Origin of the sequence: Plantibacter sp. CFBP 8804 (genome assembly GCF_014841225.1) — a bacterium.
GTDB classification, from domain to species: domain Bacteria; phylum Actinomycetota; class Actinomycetes; order Actinomycetales; family Microbacteriaceae; genus Plantibacter; species Plantibacter auratus.
In genome coordinates this window covers 15,683-35,770 of record NZ_JACYTU010000013.1, presented here as the reverse complement: position 1 = coordinate 35,770, position 20,088 = coordinate 15,683, and the positions used below count along the sequence as shown (strand labels likewise).

22 protein-coding genes are annotated in these 20,088 nt (G+C 65.1%); 20 read left to right on the top strand and 2 right to left on the bottom strand.

Annotation, left to right across the window (positions count from 1 at the left end; genetic code table 11):
- The first annotated feature begins 34 nt into the window (after nucleotides 1–34).
- A complete protein-coding gene (locus IFU11_RS16795) occupies nucleotides 35–877 on the top strand; it encodes a DJ-1/PfpI family protein (RefSeq protein WP_192019676.1) in 843 nt (280 codons plus the stop codon).
- 293 nt (nucleotides 878–1,170) lie between these two features.
- Here the strand turns inward: IFU11_RS16795 and IFU11_RS16790 are convergent, their stop codons facing one another.
- Nucleotides 1,171–1,578, bottom strand: coding sequence for a nuclear transport factor 2 family protein (locus IFU11_RS16790; protein ID WP_175117521.1), 408 nt, complete (start codon nucleotides 1,576–1,578; stop codon nucleotides 1,171–1,173).
- A gap of 86 nt (nucleotides 1,579–1,664) precedes the next feature.
- On the opposite strand from IFU11_RS16790, the gene IFU11_RS16785 reads away from it, so the two are divergent.
- The 16 genes from IFU11_RS16785 (at nucleotide 1,665) to IFU11_RS16710 (ending at nucleotide 15,294) form a co-directional block, all read left to right on the top strand.
- The gene (locus tag IFU11_RS16785) at nucleotides 1,665–2,078 is read left to right on the top strand and encodes a winged helix-turn-helix transcriptional regulator (protein ID WP_192019675.1); all 414 of its coding nucleotides are present in this window, start codon (nucleotides 1,665–1,667) and stop codon (nucleotides 2,076–2,078) included.
- A 235-nt stretch (nucleotides 2,079–2,313) separates the two neighbouring features.
- Nucleotides 2,314–3,681, top strand: coding sequence for an ABC transporter substrate-binding protein (locus IFU11_RS16780; protein WP_175117519.1), 1,368 nt, complete (start codon nucleotides 2,314–2,316; stop codon nucleotides 3,679–3,681).
- 179 nt (nucleotides 3,682–3,860) lie between these two features.
- Nucleotides 3,861–4,667: a carbohydrate ABC transporter permease gene (locus IFU11_RS16775; protein ID WP_199862352.1), complete on the top strand. Its 807-nt coding sequence runs from the start codon at nucleotides 3,861–3,863 to the stop codon at nucleotides 4,665–4,667.
- Nucleotides 4,654–5,604 carry a carbohydrate ABC transporter permease gene (locus tag IFU11_RS16770; protein WP_199862351.1) on the top strand — a complete coding sequence of 317 codons (951 nt, stop codon included), beginning with the start codon at nucleotides 4,654–4,656 and terminating at the stop codon, nucleotides 5,602–5,604. The genes IFU11_RS16775 and IFU11_RS16770 overlap by 14 nt, the downstream gene beginning before the upstream one ends.
- On the top strand, nucleotides 5,601–5,948 hold the full coding sequence (locus tag IFU11_RS16765) for an L-rhamnose mutarotase (RefSeq protein ID WP_192019674.1): 348 nt from the start codon (nucleotides 5,601–5,603) through the stop codon (nucleotides 5,946–5,948). The genes IFU11_RS16770 and IFU11_RS16765 overlap by 4 nt, the downstream gene beginning before the upstream one ends.
- 84 nt (nucleotides 5,949–6,032) lie before the next feature.
- A complete protein-coding gene (locus IFU11_RS16760) occupies nucleotides 6,033–6,995 on the top strand; it encodes an aldo/keto reductase (protein ID WP_192019673.1) in 963 nt (320 codons plus the stop codon).
- A complete protein-coding gene (locus tag IFU11_RS16755; RefSeq protein ID WP_192019672.1) occupies nucleotides 6,992–7,837 on the top strand; it encodes an amidohydrolase family protein in 846 nt (281 codons plus the stop codon). The genes IFU11_RS16760 and IFU11_RS16755 overlap by 4 nt, the downstream gene beginning before the upstream one ends.
- The gene (locus IFU11_RS16750; protein ID WP_192019671.1) at nucleotides 7,834–8,685 is read left to right on the top strand and encodes a fumarylacetoacetate hydrolase family protein; all 852 of its coding nucleotides are present in this window, start codon (nucleotides 7,834–7,836) and stop codon (nucleotides 8,683–8,685) included. Before IFU11_RS16755 ends, IFU11_RS16750 begins: the two co-directional genes overlap by 4 nt.
- A complete protein-coding gene (locus IFU11_RS16745) occupies nucleotides 8,682–9,455 on the top strand; it encodes an SDR family NAD(P)-dependent oxidoreductase (protein ID WP_192019670.1) in 774 nt (257 codons plus the stop codon). Before IFU11_RS16750 ends, IFU11_RS16745 begins: the two co-directional genes overlap by 4 nt.
- Nucleotides 9,456–9,543: 88 nt before the next feature.
- A complete protein-coding gene (locus IFU11_RS16740; RefSeq protein WP_137243646.1) occupies nucleotides 9,544–10,734 on the top strand; it encodes a mandelate racemase/muconate lactonizing enzyme family protein in 1,191 nt (396 codons plus the stop codon).
- Complete coding sequence (locus IFU11_RS16735; protein WP_192019669.1) at nucleotides 10,727–11,491, top strand: FadR/GntR family transcriptional regulator; 765 nt, start codon at nucleotides 10,727–10,729, stop codon at nucleotides 11,489–11,491. Before IFU11_RS16740 ends, IFU11_RS16735 begins: the two co-directional genes overlap by 8 nt.
- An 83-nt stretch (nucleotides 11,492–11,574) precedes the next feature.
- Entirely contained in the window at nucleotides 11,575–11,994 is a 420-nt protein-coding gene (locus IFU11_RS16730) for a MarR family winged helix-turn-helix transcriptional regulator (protein ID WP_244631863.1), read from the top strand.
- Between the two features lie 43 nt (nucleotides 11,995–12,037).
- Nucleotides 12,038–12,541, top strand: a complete 504-nt coding sequence (locus tag IFU11_RS16725) for a hypothetical protein (RefSeq protein ID WP_192019667.1) — start codon at nucleotides 12,038–12,040, stop codon at nucleotides 12,539–12,541.
- A 373-nt stretch (nucleotides 12,542–12,914) separates the two neighbouring features.
- Nucleotides 12,915–13,568 (top strand): DJ-1/PfpI family protein, encoded by a 654-nt coding sequence (locus IFU11_RS16720; protein ID WP_124769853.1) that lies wholly within the window; start codon nucleotides 12,915–12,917, stop codon nucleotides 13,566–13,568.
- 60 nt (nucleotides 13,569–13,628) lie between these two features.
- Nucleotides 13,629–13,946 carry a hypothetical protein gene (locus IFU11_RS16715; RefSeq protein ID WP_124769854.1) on the top strand — a complete coding sequence of 106 codons (318 nt, stop codon included), beginning with the start codon at nucleotides 13,629–13,631 and terminating at the stop codon, nucleotides 13,944–13,946.
- Between the two features lie 253 nt (nucleotides 13,947–14,199).
- Nucleotides 14,200–15,294: a MalY/PatB family protein gene (locus tag IFU11_RS16710; RefSeq protein ID WP_244631861.1), complete on the top strand. Its 1,095-nt coding sequence runs from the start codon at nucleotides 14,200–14,202 to the stop codon at nucleotides 15,292–15,294.
- A gap of 33 nt (nucleotides 15,295–15,327) precedes the next feature.
- Here IFU11_RS16710 and IFU11_RS16705 read toward each other — a convergent pair whose 3' ends face one another.
- Nucleotides 15,328–15,747, bottom strand: a complete 420-nt coding sequence (locus tag IFU11_RS16705; protein ID WP_192019665.1) for a winged helix-turn-helix transcriptional regulator — start codon at nucleotides 15,745–15,747, stop codon at nucleotides 15,328–15,330.
- Between the two features lie 65 nt (nucleotides 15,748–15,812).
- Between IFU11_RS16705 and IFU11_RS16700 the strand changes: the two genes are divergently transcribed.
- The 3 genes from IFU11_RS16700 to IFU11_RS16690 all read left to right on the top strand — a co-directional run bounded on the left by IFU11_RS16700 (nucleotide 15,813) and on the right by IFU11_RS16690 (nucleotide 20,065).
- The gene (locus tag IFU11_RS16700) at nucleotides 15,813–16,661 is read left to right on the top strand and encodes an SDR family oxidoreductase (RefSeq protein ID WP_137243657.1); all 849 of its coding nucleotides are present in this window, start codon (nucleotides 15,813–15,815) and stop codon (nucleotides 16,659–16,661) included.
- Between the two features lie 163 nt (nucleotides 16,662–16,824).
- Nucleotides 16,825–17,430 carry a TetR/AcrR family transcriptional regulator gene (locus tag IFU11_RS16695; RefSeq protein WP_137243658.1) on the top strand — a complete coding sequence of 202 codons (606 nt, stop codon included), beginning with the start codon at nucleotides 16,825–16,827 and terminating at the stop codon, nucleotides 17,428–17,430.
- Nucleotides 17,431–17,470: 40 nt separating this feature from the next.
- Complete coding sequence (locus tag IFU11_RS16690; protein ID WP_244631860.1) at nucleotides 17,471–20,065, top strand: ATP-binding cassette domain-containing protein; 2,595 nt, start codon at nucleotides 17,471–17,473, stop codon at nucleotides 20,063–20,065.
- Nucleotides 20,066–20,088: the final 23 nt, after the last annotated feature.

Below are 20,088 nucleotides of genomic sequence, written 5' to 3'. Positions count from 1 at the left end.
CCGACAACCGACAACCAGGCACAGGAGTATCTGCATGCATGACGACGACCAGCCCCTCGAGACCACCGCCCTCCCGGGTCACACGGTGGGGCACGACCCTTCCGCCAGCACCCTTTTCACGGTGATCGGCGATGATCCCGCCAAGCAGCAGGCGGTCGACCGCTCCATCGCCGCCCATCACACGCTCGCCGCACGACCCGGAGTCAGCTTTGCGACGGACAAGATAATCCTCATCGTCCTGCACCCGGGTTTCGAACTCCTCGACGTCGTGGGCCCGTTCCACTTCCTCGCGGGAACCGGTGCGACGGTGCAGTTCGTGACCACCGGAACCACCCTTGAACCCGTGCCGAGTGGGAGCGGGCCGACCCTCGCACCTGCGCTCACGCTCGACCAGGTGACCGATGCACCCGCCGTCATCCTCGTCCCGGGCGGCGATACCGGCATCCTCCTCCGCGACACCCGCGCCATGGCGAACCTCGAGCGCATCGGTCGAAACGCGGAGTACGTGACCAGCGTGTGCTCCGGCTCCATCGCTCTCGCTGCCGCCGGACTGCTCGACGGTCGCAGAGCCACCTCGCACTGGTCCGTCCGCCACCTCCTCGGAGGCTACGGCGCGATAGAGGTCGACGAACGCGTCGTCGAAGACGGCAACCGGCTGACCGCGGCCGGAGTCACCGCGGGTATGGACCTCGGCATCCGCCTCGTCTCCTACCTGTCCGGCGAAGAGCTGGCGAAGTTCGCCGTCCTGGGAGCCGAATACACCCCGGAACCGCCCTTCGACACCGGCACCCCGGAGCGGGCCGGCGCTGAGCTCACCGATCTCTCCCGCGAGTTCCTCGCACCGCTCGTAGTCGAGCTCACAGCACCGACGGTCTGACCGACGAGGCCCGCCGCGACCCGACTGGTATTCGTCGACACACCGGCGCTGCCCCCACTCGAAGAGCGGCGCCTTCGGACATCTGGCTCGACTGACCTGTCCGAAGGCGCCGCAGGGCGGGCCCGCTACACGGGGCCGAAGAACGTCCTCAACGCATACACGCGGCCAATCTTCATGCGCACCATCAGTACACGTTCCCGGGCATTCTCATGAATGCAACCGTCTCGATGACCTTCCGGCTCGTCGTCACGAGCGAGATCTAGGCGGGCAATCGCCCGTCCCGCATCCGAACCTCAGCTCTCAGCAGGCCCCCAGAACGTGTCCTCCGCCGGGCCGTCCGCGGAGAACAGGCTCACCTCGACGATGCGCCCGCTACGGACGGTCAGGAGGTCGACACCGGGCATGTCCATGACGACGTCGCCACGGGTCCCCGTGAACCGGACGGGGACTGCGACGAGCTCGCCGTTCACCATCGCAGGTCCGGTCACAGCAAGCTGGAAGGTGCCTTCGCTCGTGGCCATCATGCCGCCGAGGAGCGCACCGACACCGTCGACGCCGCGGTGATCGCCCGAGAACTGGTTCGCTCCGGGCTGGTGCCACACCACCTCGGGGTCGAACTGCGCCATCACCGTCGGAATGTCACCGCGTCCGAGGGCATCGAAGTAGGTGACGGCGACGGCTGCGGGGGTCTGGTCGATCATGGTGTGTCTCCTTCGTGAGGGTGAGTGGTAGCACCATAGTTTCAGGCGGTAACCTGTTACCTCAACGTAACTAAGGAGTATTCGCAATGAACTCTGATGCGCCTGTCGACGCACCCGTCTGGAACGTGATGCTGCCGACATGCCCGTCGCGCACCTCGCTCGCCCGGATCGCCAACAAGTGGACCGCGATGATCGTCATCGCATTGAGCGACGGTCCCCTCCGATTCGGGACGCTCCGCGAGACGGTCGGCGGGATCAGCGGCAAGGTCCTCTCGGGCACCCTTCGGGATCTGGAACGCGACGGCATCCTCACTCGCACCGCATACGACGAGATGCCACCCCGCGTCGAGTACACCCTGACGCCACTCGGCCAGACACTGCGCGAACCGCTGACCGCTCTCGGCCAATGGGCGGAGCATCACATCGCTGAGGTCCTCGACTCCCGCGACACCTTCGACAACGTCGTGCATGGAACCGCGGCCCAGCGCACCGACAGCTAACGACGTCATCAGCACGTCTGCACGCTCGATAGGGCACCACCCACGCCGGCGGTGATGAGCCGCAACCTCGTCGTATAGGCACCTCAGTCCAGCCCTCGACCCCGGAGCGCGGCAGGCTGTAGGCGGAACCTCGAACTGGGGGTTGGCAATACATACTATGTATGATGAACTGTCTGTCAGGCCGAGATGAACTCGGACCCCATCGCCAATGAAGCCGACCCGAAATGGATCCACGATGTCCACACAGCACCGTCGTCACCCCCGTCGCGTTCCACGCGCCCTGTCCCTGTCAGCCACCGCTGCCGTCGGTCTCGCCCTGCTCACCGCCTGCACCGCCGGCCCGAGCGCGACGACGGACAAGTACGGTTTCCCCGCCGCAGAGCAGGACCCCAACGCGGGTCTCACCGTTCTGGTCGACGCTGCCCGCGAGCCGATCGCGAAGGCGTTCCAGTCGGAGAACCCCGACGTGAAGATGACCATCGAGACCTACGACGGTAGCGCCGGCGGCAGCGATTCGTTCAAGACGAAGATCGCCCTGTTCGACCAATCAGGTGAAGGGTGGCCCGATGTCGTCTTCTCCACGCAGACCAACGACACCGCCTGGGCGGGCGTCGAGCAGAACGGCGTGCAGGCCTTCGCAGCAGTGCTGAACAAGGGGCTGCTCTCCGATGACTTCCTCGACGGGTTCACGCCCGGCGCCTTGGACCCGATGACGATCGACGAGAACGTCTATGGCGTCCGCAACGACCTGGCTCCGGTCGTGTACTGGTACAACGAACCACTGATGACCCAGTTCGGGTATGAGGTCCCGACCACCTGGGAGGACTACCGGGAGCTCAGCGACAAGGTGGCAGCCGAACACCCCGGCTACATCCTCGGGTCTGTCGGCGACGCCTTCACCGGGCCCTTCACCTACTACTGGAGTGGCGAAGCTCCGGTCTTCCAGGTCGACGGGCAGACGTTCTCCAGCGACTTCGCGGATCCGAAGTCGGAGCAGGTGACGGACCTCATCGACCACATGCTCGCGAACGGCACGCTCGTCCAGGACAGTGTGTTCGGGGCTGACTTCGTGTCGAAGTACAGCGACAAGCTGCTCGGGACGCCCGGACCGGCATGGTTCGCTGGAGCTCTCTTCCAGAATCCCGACAGCCTGAACGCTGCGCCGGGCACCGTCGGTGCCGCTGCTCCCCTGCACTGGGAGGGTGAGGCCGAGGTCACTGGCAACGTCGGTGGCGGGATCTGGTACGGCTCCAGCCACTCGAAGAACCTGGACGGAGTCGCGTCCTTCCTGGAGTTCGTGAGCAGTTCCGACAAGGCCGCAGAGCTTGCCACCGGGCTTCCCGCCTACGGCTCCACCGCTGACGCCTGGCTGGGCGCTCAGGCGGCCTCCGGGTACTTCGCGGGTGATTTCCAGGGCGCCATCACCAGTGCCGCGGACAGCGTCTGGGACGGCTGGGGCTTCCCGTCGTTCAGCCCGGAAACCGGGTTCTCCTCGGTCGTGATCCCAGGTCTCGCCGAAGGCAAGACCCTGAAAGAGCTGGTCCCGGCACTGCAAGCCGAGTACGAGAACCAGGCTCAGGTCCAGGGCTACACCGTCAAGTAACCACCGTTCACCGCAGGTCCCCCTGCGCGAGCAAAGGACACCCCATCACATTCCCAGCACCGACACCCGCCGCCGTCCGCTCCCCCCTCGAGGGGCGGCGGCGGGTGTCCCGCACTCGCCGGCCAGACCGTTCGCAAGCCCGGATCGGAGCTGTCTTCACGTCTGGCTACGCCCTCCTGTTGATCGCCTTCGGCGTCGTGCCGACGCTGTACACGATCTTCCTCGCCTTCACGACCGACGGTGCCTTCGCCGGCATCTCGAACTTCACCCGGATCTTCGGCGATTATCGCTTCCTCCCCGCGGTGGCACACGTGGCCGTCTACCTTGTGGTGTACCTGGTGACGCTTCTCGTGTTCGTCGTCTTGCTGGCCTTGCTCGTCCATTCGATCGGGCGACGCTGGCTGGCGAACAGCCTCCGGTTCGTCTACTACATCCCGGGCGCCCTCGCAGGAGCGTCGAGTGTGATGCTCTGGCTGTTCCTGCTCGACCCTTCCGTGAGCCCGGTGGCGGCCATCCTGAACGCGTTCGGCTTCGAGAATTTCGTGCAGACCGTCTCCGTCGACAACCTGCCGGTCATCTTCACCATCGTCGCGTTCTGGACGGGTGCCGGCGGGTGGATCGTGATCATGTACGGCGCACTCAACAACATCTCCGCTGACGTCATGGAAGCTGCACGAATCGATGGCGCTGGGCCGGTCAAGGCCGCCTGGTACATCCAGATCCCACTTCTTCGGAAATGGATCTCGTACACCGCGGTGATGTCGCTGGCCGCTGGCACCCAACTGTTCGTCGAACCCCGCGTCCTCTCCCAAGCATCCAAGGGTGTCGTCCCTCCGGACTACTCACTCAATCAACTCGCCTACCTGTACGCCTTCAGACAGGGCGACTTCAACGGTTCCGCGGCGATCTCGCTCCTGCTCCTTGCAGTGGCGGCGGCGCTGTCGGCGATCTTCGTCTTCCGAGGAGGACTCTTTGAACGCGACTGAAATCCGATCCGCCCGCTCCACCGGGCGCGAAAGCCAGAAGGCGAACCGCTCGGGCGGTCGCGAGTACGTATCTCCTGGCCGATGGCTCGGGCGGGTCACGGTCGTCGCCGTCCTCACCGTCTTCGCCCTCTTCTTCGCGATACCGATCATCTGGCTCCTCCTCGCCCCGACCAAGTCCGCCAGCGATCTCGTTCAGAACGCGCCGTTCAGCATCGGATCGGTCGACGTCCTGTTGGCGAACTGGGCGAGCCTCGCCGAGTTCCAGAACGGCATCATCTGGACCTGGCTCGGCAATTCCGTGCTGTACAGCGGCGTTGCGCTCGTGATCACGCTCGTCGTGACGATCCCGGCAGGTTATGCGCTGGCGCTCACCGAGTTCCGCCTGCGGCGGACGTTGCTGGTCGTGACGCTCATCGTGATGCTCATTCCCAACACGGCGTTGGTCCTCCCGGTCTTCCTGGAACTCTCGGCACTGAAGCTCATCGGCAATCCCCTGGCGGTCATCCTGCCGTTCTCGTTCTTCCCGTTCGGCGTGTACTTGACGTACATCTACTTCACGACGAGCGTCTCGAAGGATTTGCTCAATGCGGCTCGGATCGACGGCGCGACCGAGTTCCGAGTGTTCGCCCAGATCGCCATGCCTCTCGCGACTCCGGTGATCGCCCTCGTCGGCTTCTTCAACCTCGTCGGGAACTGGAACAACTACTTCCTCCCGTTCGTCACCGCTCCGGGACGGAAGTCGCCGATCCAGGTCGGGCTCGTCGAGCTGCTGTCGAACGTTCCGCTCTTCAACCCGACCAGCGCTGCATCGGTGACCATCAGCCTGCCGGTGCTCGCGTTGGCGACCATCCTCTCGGTCGCGCCCGTCCTCGTGATCTTCCTGTTCTCCCAGCGATTCCTCGTCTCGGGGATGACGGCCGGAGGGACCAAGGAATGACCGACGAGCAACAACAGCCGGTCCGTCGTTTCGGGATGGCTGCCCGCCTGGTCGGCTCGAAACGCGACGAGTACATCGAGCTGCATCGCAGCGTCTGGCCGCGAATCGAAACGGCTCTGTCCGCAAGCGGCATCCGGAACTTCACGATCTTCGCGCTGGACGACTACATCCTCGGCTACTACGAGTACGTCGGGTCCGACTACGAGGCCGATCAACGTCGCATGGCGATGGACCCGATCACCCAACATTGGTGGTCCTACACCGCTCCCTGCCAACGCCCCCTTCGCGAGGACTCCACAGCTGACAACTGGGAGCTCTTCACCGAAATCTGGCATCTCGACTGAATATTGATGCCCGCCGGCTGACGAGCGGGGCCGTCAGCGCTCCCCGCCCCATATGCGTTTCCCTACCTACTGCGAGAAGAACCCATGCGTACGAGACAACTCCGCGGACTGAAGGTCACTGAGATCGGTTTCGGTGCCGCCCAGCTCGGCAACCTGTTCCGTCCGACGACCGACGAAGAGGCGAAGGAAGCTGTCGACACCGCCTGGAAGAGCGGGATCCGCTACTTCGACACCGCCCCGCACTACGGACTCGGCCTCTCCGAACAACGACTCGGCGAGTACCTCCGCAGTCGCCCACGAGACCAGTTCGTCATCTCCACCAAGGTCGGACGCCGCCTCGTTCCAACACCGGAACGCGCCGCAGCAGGTGACTTCGACCTCGAGGACGGCTTCGCTGTGCCCGCAACCCATCGTCGGGAGTGGGACTTCAGCCGCGACGGGGTGCTCCGATCGATCGAGAGCAGCCTTTCGCGACTGCATATGGACCGACTGGACATCGTCTATCTGCACGACCCGGACGACCACTGGGACAGCGCATCGACCACTGGGCTGGACGCCTTGATCGAGCTGCGCGACCAGGGCGTGGTCGGGGCGGTCGGGGCAGGGATGAATCAGGCCCCGATGCTCGCGAGATTGGTCCGCGAACGCGACGTCGATGTCGTCATGGTCGCTGGTCGCTACACCCTGCTCGATCGCTCCGCGGAGGATGAATTGCTAGCCGCGGCGGCCGAGCGCGGCGTCGCCATCGTCGCCGCCGGCGTCTACAACTCAGGACTCCTCAGCCAGCCACAAGTGCCGGCAGACGCCACCTACGACTACCAACAGGCTCCATCAGAGATCCTCCGCCGTGCGCGGGCTCTGTCCGCCGCGTGCTCCGAGGTGGGCGTGACGTTGCCACAAGCCGCTGTCCAGTTCCCGCTCCTCCAGCCCAACGTCGCCTCGGTCGTGGTTGGAATGCGCACAGCCGAGCAGGTTGAGGGCACCGTCACCTACTACGACTCGACGATTTCCCCGGAATCATGGCGACACCTCGGGGTGACCTCATGATCATCGACGCTCACGTTCATGTCTGGGATCTCTCCAGTGCGAGCTATTCCTGGCTCACCGACGCCGTCCACCCCCTCGATCGCACGGTTCTGCTCGATGAGTTCCCCAGCATCCGGCCCGCGACTCGCATCATTCTCGTGCAGGCAGCAGACAACGCGGCCGACACCGCTGTCATGCGGGCGCAGGCCGAGCTCGATCCCCGCGTGGTCGGAATCGTCGCTTGGGTCCCATTGGACCAACCCCACCTCGTGGCCGAGCTCGCCCAGGAGTATGCGAACGATCCGCTCATCGTGGGCGTCCGAAACCTCATCCACGAACGCGCTGCTGGATGGCTGGCTGGTGCTGCGCAGACCGAGTCTCTGAACCTGCTGGCGAACGCCGGGCTGACACTGGACTTCGTCACGGCGGACCACGCCGCACTCTGCGAGGTTCCAGCGCTCGCAGATCGCCATCCGGGTCTGCGCATCGTGATCGACCATCTGGGCAAACCGCCGCTGGCCGGTGACGCCAGGGCTCGCGCAGCCTGGAGGTCGGCGCTCGCTGACGCGGCGACACGACCGACGGTGTTCGCCAAGGCTTCCGGTCTGCTGGGACCCGCGGACTCTCTTTCCCCTGGCGCAGGTCATCCGGCGCGTCCGTTCATCGACACAGCGCTCGATCTGTTCGGCGCGGACCGGGTGATGTACGGAAGCGACTGGCCTCTCGTCGAACTCGTCGAAGACCACCGCAAGGCCTTCGATCTTGTCGCTTCAGCCGCCGGCGATCGAGGCGAAACCTCACTCACTTCCGTCCTCTCGGACACTGCCGCCTACTTCTACGACATTCACGGACTGGACTCATGAAACTCGGACGACTGAACACCCCCACTGGCCCTCTGCCCGTGCTCTTCGAGCAGGACGTGACCTACGACCTGTCCCCCATCACCACAGACATCGACCGGGGGTTCCACGAACGCGGAGGAATCGACCTCGCGCGTGCAGCGATGATCGCCGGGGACCTCCGCACCGTCGCTTCCGGACTCGGAACATCGATGGCGGCGCCCATCGCCCGACCGGGCAAGGTGGTCTGCGTCGGTCTCAACTATCGAGACCATGCCGAAGAGACCGGGGCGGCGATCCCGACGGAGCCGGTGGTCTTCATGAAGGATCCGTCCACGGTGGTCGGCCCCTACGACACCATCCTGATCCCCCGACGCTCACGCAAGACGGACTGGGAGGTCGAGCTCGGCGTCGTCATTGGCCGGACCGCTCGATATCTCGACAGCCCCGCGGATGCTCTCGCGACCGTCGCCGGCTACGCGGTGTCTCACGACGTCTCGGAGCGGGAGTTCCAGCTGGAACGAGGTGGGCAGTGGGACAAGGGCAAGAGCTGCGAGACGTTCAACCCGCTCGGCCCCTACCTGGTCACGCGCGACGAGGTCCCCGATCCACAGCAACTGGGACTCCGCCTCTCCGTCAACGGACGGCAACGGCAGAACGGGAGCACAGCAGACATGATCTTCTCGGTCGAGTACGTGATCTGGTACCTGTCGCAGTTCATGGTGTTGCATCCCGGGGACCTCATCAACACCGGAACGCCAGCGGGCGTCGCCCTCGGACAGGCAGACGACGTGTACTTGCGCGCTGGAGACGTCGTCGAGCTTGAGATCGACGGTCTCGGCACGTCGCGGCAGACGGTGAGTGCGGCGTGAGCGGCCGGTTCGTCGGGCTCAGCGCGATCGTCACGGGAGGCTCTTCCGGGATCGGAGCCTCGGTCGTCTCGGCGCTCCGAGCCGAGGGCGCAAGAGTCGGTGTCCTCGACATCCAGGTCCTCGGGCTTCCAGAAACGGTTGTCGGTCATGCCGCAAACGTGCGGGATCGGTCGAGCGTCACGACAGCGGTCGAGTCTCTCGCTGATGAGTTGGGCGGCATCGACATCGTCGTCAACTCGGCGGGCATCTCCGCCGTGGGCACGGTCGAGGAGAACGACGACGACGATTGGGCTCGAGTACTGGACGTGAACGTCACCGGCACGGCCAGGGTCGTCGCGGCATCACTTCCCCACCTCCGGCGGTCCGGTCACGCTTCGATCGTCAATGTCTGCTCCATTGCCGCTCTCAACGGACTTCCGCGTCGTGCTCTCTACGCCGCTTCGAAGGGGGCCATCCTCGCCTTGACCTACGCCATGGCGACCGATCACGTCGCGGAAGGTATCCGCGTGAACTGCGTGAGCCCCGGCACCGTCGCGACTCCGTTCGTCGAGCGCATGCTCGCGGGGTTCGACGATCCCATCACTGAGCGGGCGCAACTGGACGAACGGCAGGCGACGGGGCGAATGGTGACCCCGGACGAAGTCGCCGACGCCATTCTCTACCTCGCCTCGCCCGCTGCCGGCTCGACCACCGGCACCGCTCTCGAGGTGGACGGTGGCGTCACACACCTTCGTCCCCGGCGCCCTGTCTCCAACCAAGCGCACGGCTGATCGAACGACATCGGATGAAACCTCCAGCACGCAAGGCAGCGACGACGCAGCCGAACCGCAACGCCATCGACCTCTCGGGAAGAGCATCATGAAGATCACCGGCTACCGCACCATCCATACCCATCGCGACTGGGGACGGCCCGTGGGCGACGTCAACGGGTTCATCGCTTCGGGTATCACCGACGTCGCGATCGTCATCCTCGAGACCGACGCCGGTGTCGAAGGCATCGGAATGGGCTCTGACCACGCGGTCGAGCTCCTCTTCCCTGCACTCGAAGGCCGCGATCCGAGGGCTGTGACCAGTCTCTATGACGCGATGCTGAGCCATGCCTTCAAGGCCGGGCATGGGGGGACGACCTTCGGCGGTATCGCCATACTCGATGCCGCGCTCTGGGATTTGAAGGCGAAGCTCGCGGGCGAACCACTCTGGAGACTGCTCGGAGCCGACGACCGTTTCGTGCCCGGATACGCATCCGGCCTCGACATCGCGCTGACGGACGAGGAGCTGGTCTCCTTCTACACGACGATGGCCGAGCGGGGGTACACCGCAGGCAAACTCAAGGGTGGCCGTGACGTCAACGCCGACCTTCGCCGGTTGCTGTTGATCGCCGACACCCTCAGTGTGAACACCGATCGGCCGGCGCTCATGCTGGATGCGAACGAATCGTGGAATCTGAAGCAGGGTGTGCGATACGTGTCAGAGATCGAGGAGCATCTGGACCTCACCTGGATCGAGGAGCCGCTGCGACGCTGGGACGCTTCCGGCCACCATCGCCTGTCGCAGCAGGTGCGTGCGGGTGTCGCCACCGGTGAGAACCTCACGGGGTTGGAACTGTATCGGCCCCTGTTCGACCACGGCTCAGTCGACATCGTCCAAACCGGAGCCGTCTGGGGTGTGACGAACTTCCTCCGGCTGGCCGTCGCCGCTCATTCGAGAGACCTTCCCATCAGCCCCGTGGGCCTCACGAGCAATCCGGCCGTTGCACATGCCGCCGCCGCGGTTCCAAATCACCTGACGGCCGAAGTCCAGGATCTGCACGCCCCGTTCGCCGTGACGATCGACCAGACGTACAGCGACGGTGGGATCGTTCTCGGGGACACTCCGGGCGGCGGCATCACCGTGGACGAGGACCTGATCGCTCTGACGAGCGCACAGGGAGACTGGCGGCAGAGCGCCGGACCGCATGTCCGTCCGAAGCGCGCAGGTCTGTCGATGACTCCGGCGGGTGGGCCGGGTGATGAGCTACAGGGCATCACCTATACTGCAGTGGATGAGTGAGCCCGCCACCCGATTCGCCAAGCATGCGATCTTCGCGGACGCTGCGGCGAAGGTGCCCGCTACTCGTCTCGGAGTCGCCGTCGTGCACGACCTCGTCACCGCGATCGTCACCGGCGAGGTCGCCGAGGGGTCCATGTTGCCCATCGAGGCGGAGCTCACGGCGCACTTCGGAGTCAGCCGGACCGTCATCCGTGAGTCGATCAAGCGGGTCGAGGAGAAGGGGCTTGTCAGCGTCGTCCAGGGCAGCGGCACGACAGTCCGCTCCCAGGAGTCGTGGAACGTCTTGGACCCGGTCGTCCTCGAGGTCATGCTCGAACATGACGACTCGCTCGGCGTGCTCGATCAACTCGCGGTCGTTCGCAGCTCGCTTGAAGGTGCCATGGCTGCTGCCACGGCCGTCCGCCGGTCCGCCACCGAGCTGGAGGCGATGGAGTACGCGATTCAGTTGATGTCCGACTCCATGGACGATGAACAGGGGTTCGGCGATGCGGACATGATGTTCCACATGGCCGTCATGGCAGCGTCGAACATTCCGCTGGCCGAAAGCATCAACCGCACCCTGTACACCCGGGCACGAGACACCGCTCGGTTCACGTTGAACGGCACTCGTGAAGCGTTCGAGGCATCTCGAGACGAGCACAGCATCGTGCTGGAAGCGATCCGAGCTGGCGATGCCGATCAGGCAGAGCGCGCGATGCGCCACCACATTCTGGAGTCATGGGGTCGACGTCGACCCCCGACTTCACGGAGGCCCTGACGGCTTCAGCACGGACAAGATTCTCGGCTCTGGCCTCAGCACCCGGCCTCCGCTCCACGGGTAGTCTGTGCTCCATGTCTGAGATGCCGCCGTTCAGCCCGACGGTCACCCTCCTCGCCCTGTCCAGAATCTGGGAGGACTCTCTGACCTCAGCGCTGAAGCCGCTGGGCCTCACGACGCGCAAGTATGCCTTGCTCGGACACATCCGTAGCACCCCTGGTATCTCGTTCAGCGATCTCGCGCGACGATCGAGGATCACCGTCCAGAGCACACATGTCGCCGTCGGTGGCTTCGTAGCCGATGGCATCGTCGCCGATTCCACCGGCCGCGCCGGCTCAGCGGCACAGCTCGAGATCACACCGGCGGGGCACCGGATCCTCGCCGAAGCGGCCGGGGTAGTCGCTCGCCTGGACGCCGATTTCGAGACGAGTCACCCTGCTCTGCGCGCGGCGCTCGCTGAGCACATGCTGCAGATGATGCAGTCCCCTGGACTGCGTGAGTAAGGAAAGCTTCAGTCTGACTGATACCTTCAGCTAGGCTGAAGGTATGGAATCCATCCTTCTCGCCGCGCACGTGCTCGCGGGCATTCTGTTCATCGGCCCGGTTGCGGTGACCGCCAGTCTGTTTCCCCGGTTCGCTCCGATCAGCGGTTCGGCACCGGCAGGCGACATCGATGAACACCTCCACGGCCGAGACCGCGCTATCGGTCCCACCGTGGTCGCCTCGGACCGAAGCATCGCCGTCGCCAGACTCCTGGCACGAATCACGCGGGCCTACGGCCGAATCGCACTCGTCGTCCCAGTACTCGGCCTGATCCTCGCCGCGGTGCAGGGCAGGCTCACGGAGATCTGGATCCTCCTCGCAATGGTCCTGACCGCCGTCGCGGGGGCCCTGCTCGCACTCCGGATCACCCCGATGCAGCAAGAAGCGCTGTCCCAACCGGACGACGGATCACGATTGCGATCGCTACGACCCTTAACCGGGATGTTCAACCTGCTGTGGGCAGTGGTTGTCATCCTCATGATCGTGCGTCCCGGCGCGTCGTCGTGAGCGCGTCGCCACGAATCCTGCGCACTCTTGAAGCGCTGTCCGTCCTCGAGCTCGGCAGCATCGCGGTCCTCTTCGGGAACCTCCTCACCGTACATGTGGCTGGCCTCGCTTCGGTACTCGGACCTGTCCACGGCGCGTTGTACCTGACCGTCGCAGTCACGGCGTTGCTCGGGCGTGGACTCGTACTCCGCACCCGGCTCTTGGCCCTCGTCCCGCTGCTCGGTGGAGTATTCACCTTGATCAACGTCCGGCAAGAGCGACGACGATGCACTTCGGCGTCCCCTCCACACACGCCCAAGTCCTCCGCGACGCGAGGCGACAGCGACAGCGACAGCGACAGCGACAGCGACAAGTTCAACGCGAAAGGCACCTCATGATCGCTCAGATCATCCTCTTCGAGGGATTCGACCCACTCGATGTGATCGCCCCCTTCGAAGTGCTCTGCGCCGGCTCGGACGCTCTCGGAGGAACCCTTGACGTCAGGCTGGTGGCACTCGACCGCATCGGTCCGGTCGTGAGCGGAACGCGGAATTTGGAGCTCACCGCAACCCATGTGTTGGAGCCGGAGGCTCCTGGCATCGTGATCGTGCCGGGCGCTGCCGGCCCCACCGTCGGCGACCCCGATTTCGTGAGGACGATTCCGGTCATCCTCGCTGAGCTTGGTTCGAGCCGCTTGCGGGCGCTCATGGGCCGCGCGTTCGCATCACCGGACACCCTGGTCGCCACAATCTGCGGAGGCGGTTTGGCGCTTGGCATGGCAGGCCTCCTGGCGGGGCGGACCGCGGTGACCCATACGTTGGGGAACGACGTCCTCGAGGCCACCGGCACCACGGTGGTGCGAGCGCGGGTCGTCGACGACGGGGACCTGGTCAGTGCCGGTGGAGTCACATCCGGTCTGGATCTAGGGCTCTATCTGCTGGAACGCGAATTCGGCCCGCGGATCGCGCACGCCGTCGAGCAACTGTTCGAGTACGAGCGGCGCGGAACCGTGTGGTCAGCCAGAGGACTCGACGCCCTTCCGCTCTGAATCAGCCCCGCCGCTGGTTCAGCCCACCCAGCCGACAGGCTCATATCGAAGGACACCGTCATGCATCGGATCATCGGCACCTGGGACCTCGCCATTCGCACACCGATCGGCACCCTGAACGCCGTGATGACGTTCCAGGACGAACAGGGCGTCTTGTCAGGCTTCGCCACCAGCAGGACCGAGGACGTCCCGCTTCGCGATCTGCGAGTCGCCACCGATGCGCAGGAGGACCACGTGATGTGGACGCAGACGATCACCACACCCATGCGGTTGGAGCTCGCGTTCGACGTGACCATCGACGGCGACCGGATGACTGGCGATTCGCGCGCCGGACGGCTCCCGCGCAGCACGGTGACCGGCGTTCGCAGAGTTCCGTGACGGCGGCCTCCCCTCCGATGGGTGTGCATCGCAGGGGAGGCCAGCGTGCTGCGTAGGACAACATGAAGCCGAGGACCACTACCGTGAGTTCCATCGCATCGGCTGATCGCAGAACGGCCGAAACTGGATGGGAGATCGCGTGTCACTCGCTACGAATCCGTTGGGGCAGCTCGCTTTGGACGAGCTACGCACACGAACCAGTATGAAGTGGCGAACGCACCCCGCAGACGTTCTCCCACTCTGGGTGGCGGAGATGGACGTCCCTCTCGCAGCGCCGGTGAGAGATGCGGTTCGGTCCGCCCTCGAGCGTGGCGACACCGGCTACGCGACCGGCATCGGATACGCCTCGGCGTTCCAGCAGTTCGCTGCCCATCGCTGGTCCTGGGCGGGACTCGAGCTGGAGCAAACGGCCATCGTCCCGGACGTGATGCTGGGAATCGTGGAGGCGCTGCGTCTCCTGACAGGACCTGGGGACGTCGTCGTCGTGACGCCTCCCGTGTACGCCCCGTTCTACGCGTTCGTGGAGCACGAGAATCGCTTGATCCTCGAGGCTCCGCTGTCGGGTGAGGGCCGGTTGGATCCGTCCGCCTTGGAGGTCGCCTTCGCAGAAGCAGCGCGACGGTGCCCGTCCCCCACTTTCCTGCTGTGCAATCCACATAACCCCACGGGCACCGTCCACTCGCGGGAGGAGCTGGGGATGGTGGCAACACTCGCGCGTCGCCATGGCATCCGTGTGATCTCCGACGAGATACATGCGCCGCTCGCGCTTGATGGAGTCGAGTTCGTGCCGTATCTGTCCGTTCCCGGTTCCGAAAACGGCATGTCGTTGGCCTCCGCCTCCAAAGCTTGGAACCTCGCAGGACTCAAAGCCGCTCTCCTCGTCGCAGGACACGAGAGCCTCGCCGATCTCGCGCGGCTCCCAGAGGAAGTCAGCCACGGTGTGAGCCATCTCGCGGTCATCGGCCATGCTGCAGCATTCCAGGACGGAGGAACGTGGCTGGACAGCCTGCTGTCCGGACTCTCCGAGAATCGACACCTGCTCGAGGAGCTCGTTGCACGCCACCTGCCTCAAGCGAGGTTGCGACGACCGGAGGGATCGTATCTCGCGTGGATCGACTGCTCGAAGCTCGGCTTCGAGGAAGAGCCTCACCTGGGCCAGCGCGCAACCGTTGCTGAGCTCGAGGGCCCGGCGCAATTCTTCCTCGACCATGCAAGGGTCGCCCTGAGCTCAGGTCACGTCTTCGGCACGGGTGGCCACGGTCACGTCCGGCTGAACTTTGCGACCAATCCCCTCATTCTCGAGCTCGCGCTGCGGCGGATGGGCGACGCTGCCAGGGCGAGGGACTGACTCGACAAGTATGCACGGGCCGGCCGGCCCGGCTCACTGCCCCACGCTGCGGTCCGTCTTCCGGGCCCCGGGGCCATCGCCGACACAGGAAGCCGGAAGCGGCACGGCACCGACATCGTCAGCGTCGGCGTCGACAGCCGGAACAGTGGCCGCCCAGGCGTTCATCGCGTCGAGGACCGACTGCAGACCGTGGCCGACCCCGGTCAGTTCGTACTCGACGCGAGGCGGGAGCTCGCCGTACGCCGTACGAGTGACGATCCCGTACGTCTCAAAGCGGCGCAGGCGATTCGTCAGGGTATGGGCGCTGATGCCTGGGAGTGCCGCCTTCAGATCACCGAAGCGAAGTGGACCACCGAGCAGTTCACGGACGATGAGCGTCGCCCACGGCCCATCCAGCAGGGTCAGGAACCGCGCGATCCCGCATTCCGGCCAGGCTTCCGCAGAGAATGACATGAGTTTCGATCCATCTCCGTTAGTGAACTTGAGGTAACCAGTGCATCATATGCACTAATAGTCACATGACCTATCTCATCCACGGAGCGACCGGTGCACAGGGTGCCCCCGTCGCCGCCGCACTCAGCCGTTCCGGCCACCACGTCACCGCAGCCGTCCGCAATACCGCCGCCTACACCGCCGGGCCGGCGGTCGCCGTCGACACCGCCGACCTCGACTCCCTTGTGGACGCTTACACCGGCGCGGACGGCGTGTTCGTCCACCTCCCGCTCGGTTCCCCCGCCCAGCAACTCGAGCAGGCGACCACCATAGCCACCGCGGTCGATCGGGCACGCCCCGGTCGGGTCGTCTTCTCCACCAGCGGCTATACTCTCGGCGGTGACAACGACGAGGACGACAGCGCGCACGGTGTGCTCGTGCGTCGTCTAGAGGCAAGCGGCGTTCCGACTGCCGTCATCGCCCCGCGCTTGTATCTCGAGAACTTGCTCCTGCCGCCCGTCATCACCGCTACCCGCGAGGAGGGGATCCTCCCGTACCCGATCCGGGAGGATTTCCTCGTCTCGTGGAGCTCGCACCTCGACATTGCCGAGGTCGCCCTCCGCCTCTTCGAAGACCCCTCCGTGACGGGCGTCGTCACCGTCGGCGCCCTCCCGGGACTCTCCGGACCCGACCTCGCCAAGGCGTTCTCCAACCACTTCGGTCGCGAGGTGCGCTTCCACGCTCAGACACCAGACGAGTTCGGCGAGATGATCATCCCCATCTTCGGCGCAGACGGCATCGCGCCCGTCGTCGACTCCTACCGCTGGCGTGCCACCCTCGACGACGAACTCATCGACGAGACGCGTAGCGCTCAGGCGCTTCTCGGCCTCGCACCACGCTCCGTCGAGCACTGGCTGCGCGACATCGGCGCCTGATCCCAGAGACACTGCGGCGGAGCGGACGACCGTCTCCGCCGCAGCGCTGGAGGTTCGGGGCACGGCTACAGTGAGTGAATGGACCTATGGACGTTGTCCTGCAGTACACGGAAGCACGACAACCGAGACCTCGTGATACGCACGGAATCTGTCCGGTGACATGATGCGCGGAACATACCGGAAAACGGAACATCGTCGACGCGACATCGTTGCGGCGGGGCTGACAGTGTGTCGGGCTGGAGAAGGTTCGACCGGCCTCCTCCGAAAGACGGCCGCCCAGGCAGGTTTGAGCGAGGCCGGAGTGCTCCATCATTTCGCCGGAGTAGGCGATCTGCTGGAAGCCATCCTGGACCGCCATATGGCCGAAATTCTCGAGTGTGCAGCATGCGATCGGGTCTCGGGGAGAGCCAAGCTGCTCTGTCTGTCGGATCTCTTGGACTGCAGCCTGCGAGACCCCCACCTGGCGCATCTCTACCTCACGCGCACCAGCGAACCTGGGTCGTCGGCGAACAACGCTCAGCAGGCGTCGAACGCCTACACCGACGCCCTCCGCGAGTGCTCGCGCCTGGGCTTCAAGCAATGCCACGACGAGGGCCAACTTCGATCAGGGGCCGATATGGACGCAGCGGTCGAGTCGCTGATCTCACTGGTCCACGGGCTCCAGCTCCGGGCGCTGCGAGAACCAGGTCTGAATGTGCGTGCGGTGTTGGAGACGCACATCGGCACCTACCTCCGCGACGGACCTCAGATGGCCTCCGCAGCGGGCTGAGCGATCGTTCGCCCCGAGCCGGGTGCACTGGTGGCCGGGCATGGGTCGATCAGCTGGCACGAGACCGAGAACGACGAACGAGACTTCATATCCACGTAACCAGGAGGCGACTATGTCAAAGACTCGGCCAACGGCGATCTTGGTGCGCGGCGCCCGCGTGCACAATCTGAAGAACGTCGATGTGGACATCCCGTTGAATCAGCTCGTCGCAGTCGCGGGGGTTTCCGGCTCTGGAAAATCCTCCTTGGCGCTCGGCGTGGTCTACGCGGAAGGATCACGCCGCTACGTGGAAGCACTCTCCACCTACACCCGCCGACGCATGACGCACGCTGCCCGTGCCACGGTCGACTCGGTCACCTACGTGCCGGCTGCGCTCGCACTGCGTCAACGGCCGGGTGTGCCCAGCGTACGATCGACGTTCGGCACGTCCACAGAGCTGCTGAACGTCTTGAGAGTCGCGTTCTCGCGGCTTGGGTCGCACCTCTGTCCCAATGGACACCGTCTCGCCCCGACGATCGATGTCGCTGCGAACCTGGATCTACAATGCCCAATCTGTGGAGCGACGTTCTATCCCCCCGGTGCCGAGTCCCTCGCCTTCAATTCAGACGGTGCGTGCTCGGTGTGCACCGGGACGGGATTCGTCCGCGACATCGACGACGCGGCGCTTGTGCCTGATCCGACGAAATCGATCAGCGAAGGCGCCGTCGCACCCTGGGGGATGTTCGGTCTGTCCGTGATGCCGCAGGTCGCTGCTGAACTCGGAGTACGCATCGATGTGCCGTACCGCGACCTCACCGACGCGGAACGGAGCATTGTCCTCGATGGGGCCTCGGTCAAGCGCGAGATCCGAGTGCCCTCGAAATCCGGGAAGCTCTTCGACCTGAACTTCACCTACCGCAATGCCCGACTCGCGGTCCGCGAAGCAATGGACAAGGCAACGAGCGAAACGGGGCTGTCACGAGTCAATCGGTTCATCACGGCGGAGGAGTGCTGGTCATGCCACGGGAGCCGACTGTCGAACGACGCTCTCGGTAGCGAGGTCGACGGAATCAACCTGGCCGCCGCGACCAGCAAGGACCTCAGCGCCGTCATGGACTGGATGGCCACGATCCCGAGCCTCGTCTCGTCCGAGCTTCGCCCGATGGCGAGGCTGATCGCCGAACAATTCGCCGAGATGGGCACGCGTCTCCTCGAGCTTGGTCTCGGGTATCTCACCCTCGACCGGGCGAGCTCGACCCTTTCCACCGGCGAGCGCCAGCGGGTGCAACTCGCTCGAGCTGTCCGTAACCAGACGACTGGAGTCCTGTACGTCCTGGACGAGCCGTCCATCGGGCTCCACCCGGCGAACATCGACGGTCTGGTCGGGGTGATGCGCGACCTACTGGACGATGGGAACTCGGTCCTCCTCGTCGACCATGACGTTCAGGTGCTCCGCGAAGCCGATTGGGTGATCGAGATCGGTCCCGGTTCGGGCGGAAACGGCGGGACGGTGCTCGCTCAGGGAACCGTCGCGCAGATCGGCGCACATCCGAATTCACTGATCGGGGGCTACCTGGTCGGGGATGAGGACGTCATCGGCCGGAAGCGCGTCAAAGCCGATGAGATGTTCTCGATGGGCACGATCCAGATCGCAACGACGCCCGTCCACACGGTCCATGCGCTCGAGGTCGCGATTCCGAAGGGGCGACTCATCGCGGTCACCGGCATGTCCGGCTCGGGCAAGACCACGTTGGTGCTCGACAGCCTGGCAGCAGCCATCAATGCAAGCCGGGACGGCACGAAGACACCCGCGCACGTCCAGAGCTTGAGTGCTGCAGGCCTCTCGAGCGCGGAGGTGGTCGACGCGACTCCGATCGGCACCAACGTCCGGTCGACGGTCGCGACCTACAGTGGCATCCTCGACGAGCTACGCCGACTCTTCGCCGCCACCGATGTCGCACGGGCTCGAGGACTGGGCGCGGGTGACTTCTCGTACAACACCGGGTCCCTCCGGTGTTCCCGATGCGAGGGTACGGGGCAGGTCGTACTCGACGTCCAGTTCCTTCCGGATGTCGAGATCCCCTGTCCGACGTGTGTCGGAACCCGGTACGGGCCGGACGCCGACACCGTCAGGATCACCACCAGTCGGGGCGACCGAAGCCTGCCGGAGCTCCTCGCCAGCACGGTCGAGGACGCTGGAGAGATCTTGGCCGACCGTCCTCGCATCGCTCAGCGGCTCCAGACGCTCAGCTCTCTCGGCCTCGGTTATCTCACGCTGGGCGAGGACACACCGGCACTGTCCGGGGGCGAGGCTCAGCGGCTGAAGCTTGCAACCGAGCTCGGTCGGAAGCATCGAGGCACGCTCTTCATCTTCGACGAACCATCTGTCGGCCTGCATCCTCGCGATATCTCGGTCCTCCTCGGCGTCCTGGATCGATTGCTGGCCACCGGCGCGACGGTGATCGTCATCGAACACGACCTAGACGTGATCTCGAACGCCGACTACGTGATCGACATGGGGCCGGGTGGAGGTGTCGAGGGAGGCAGGGTCGTGGCGACCGGCACTCCTGAGGAGGTCTGCCGCAACCCGGAAAGCGTCACAGGCCGATACCTGGGGCCTGCCCTGAAGATCACTGGTGAGCGGACTGTCGGCTGACGGGAAGAACGGATTCGGGCCGG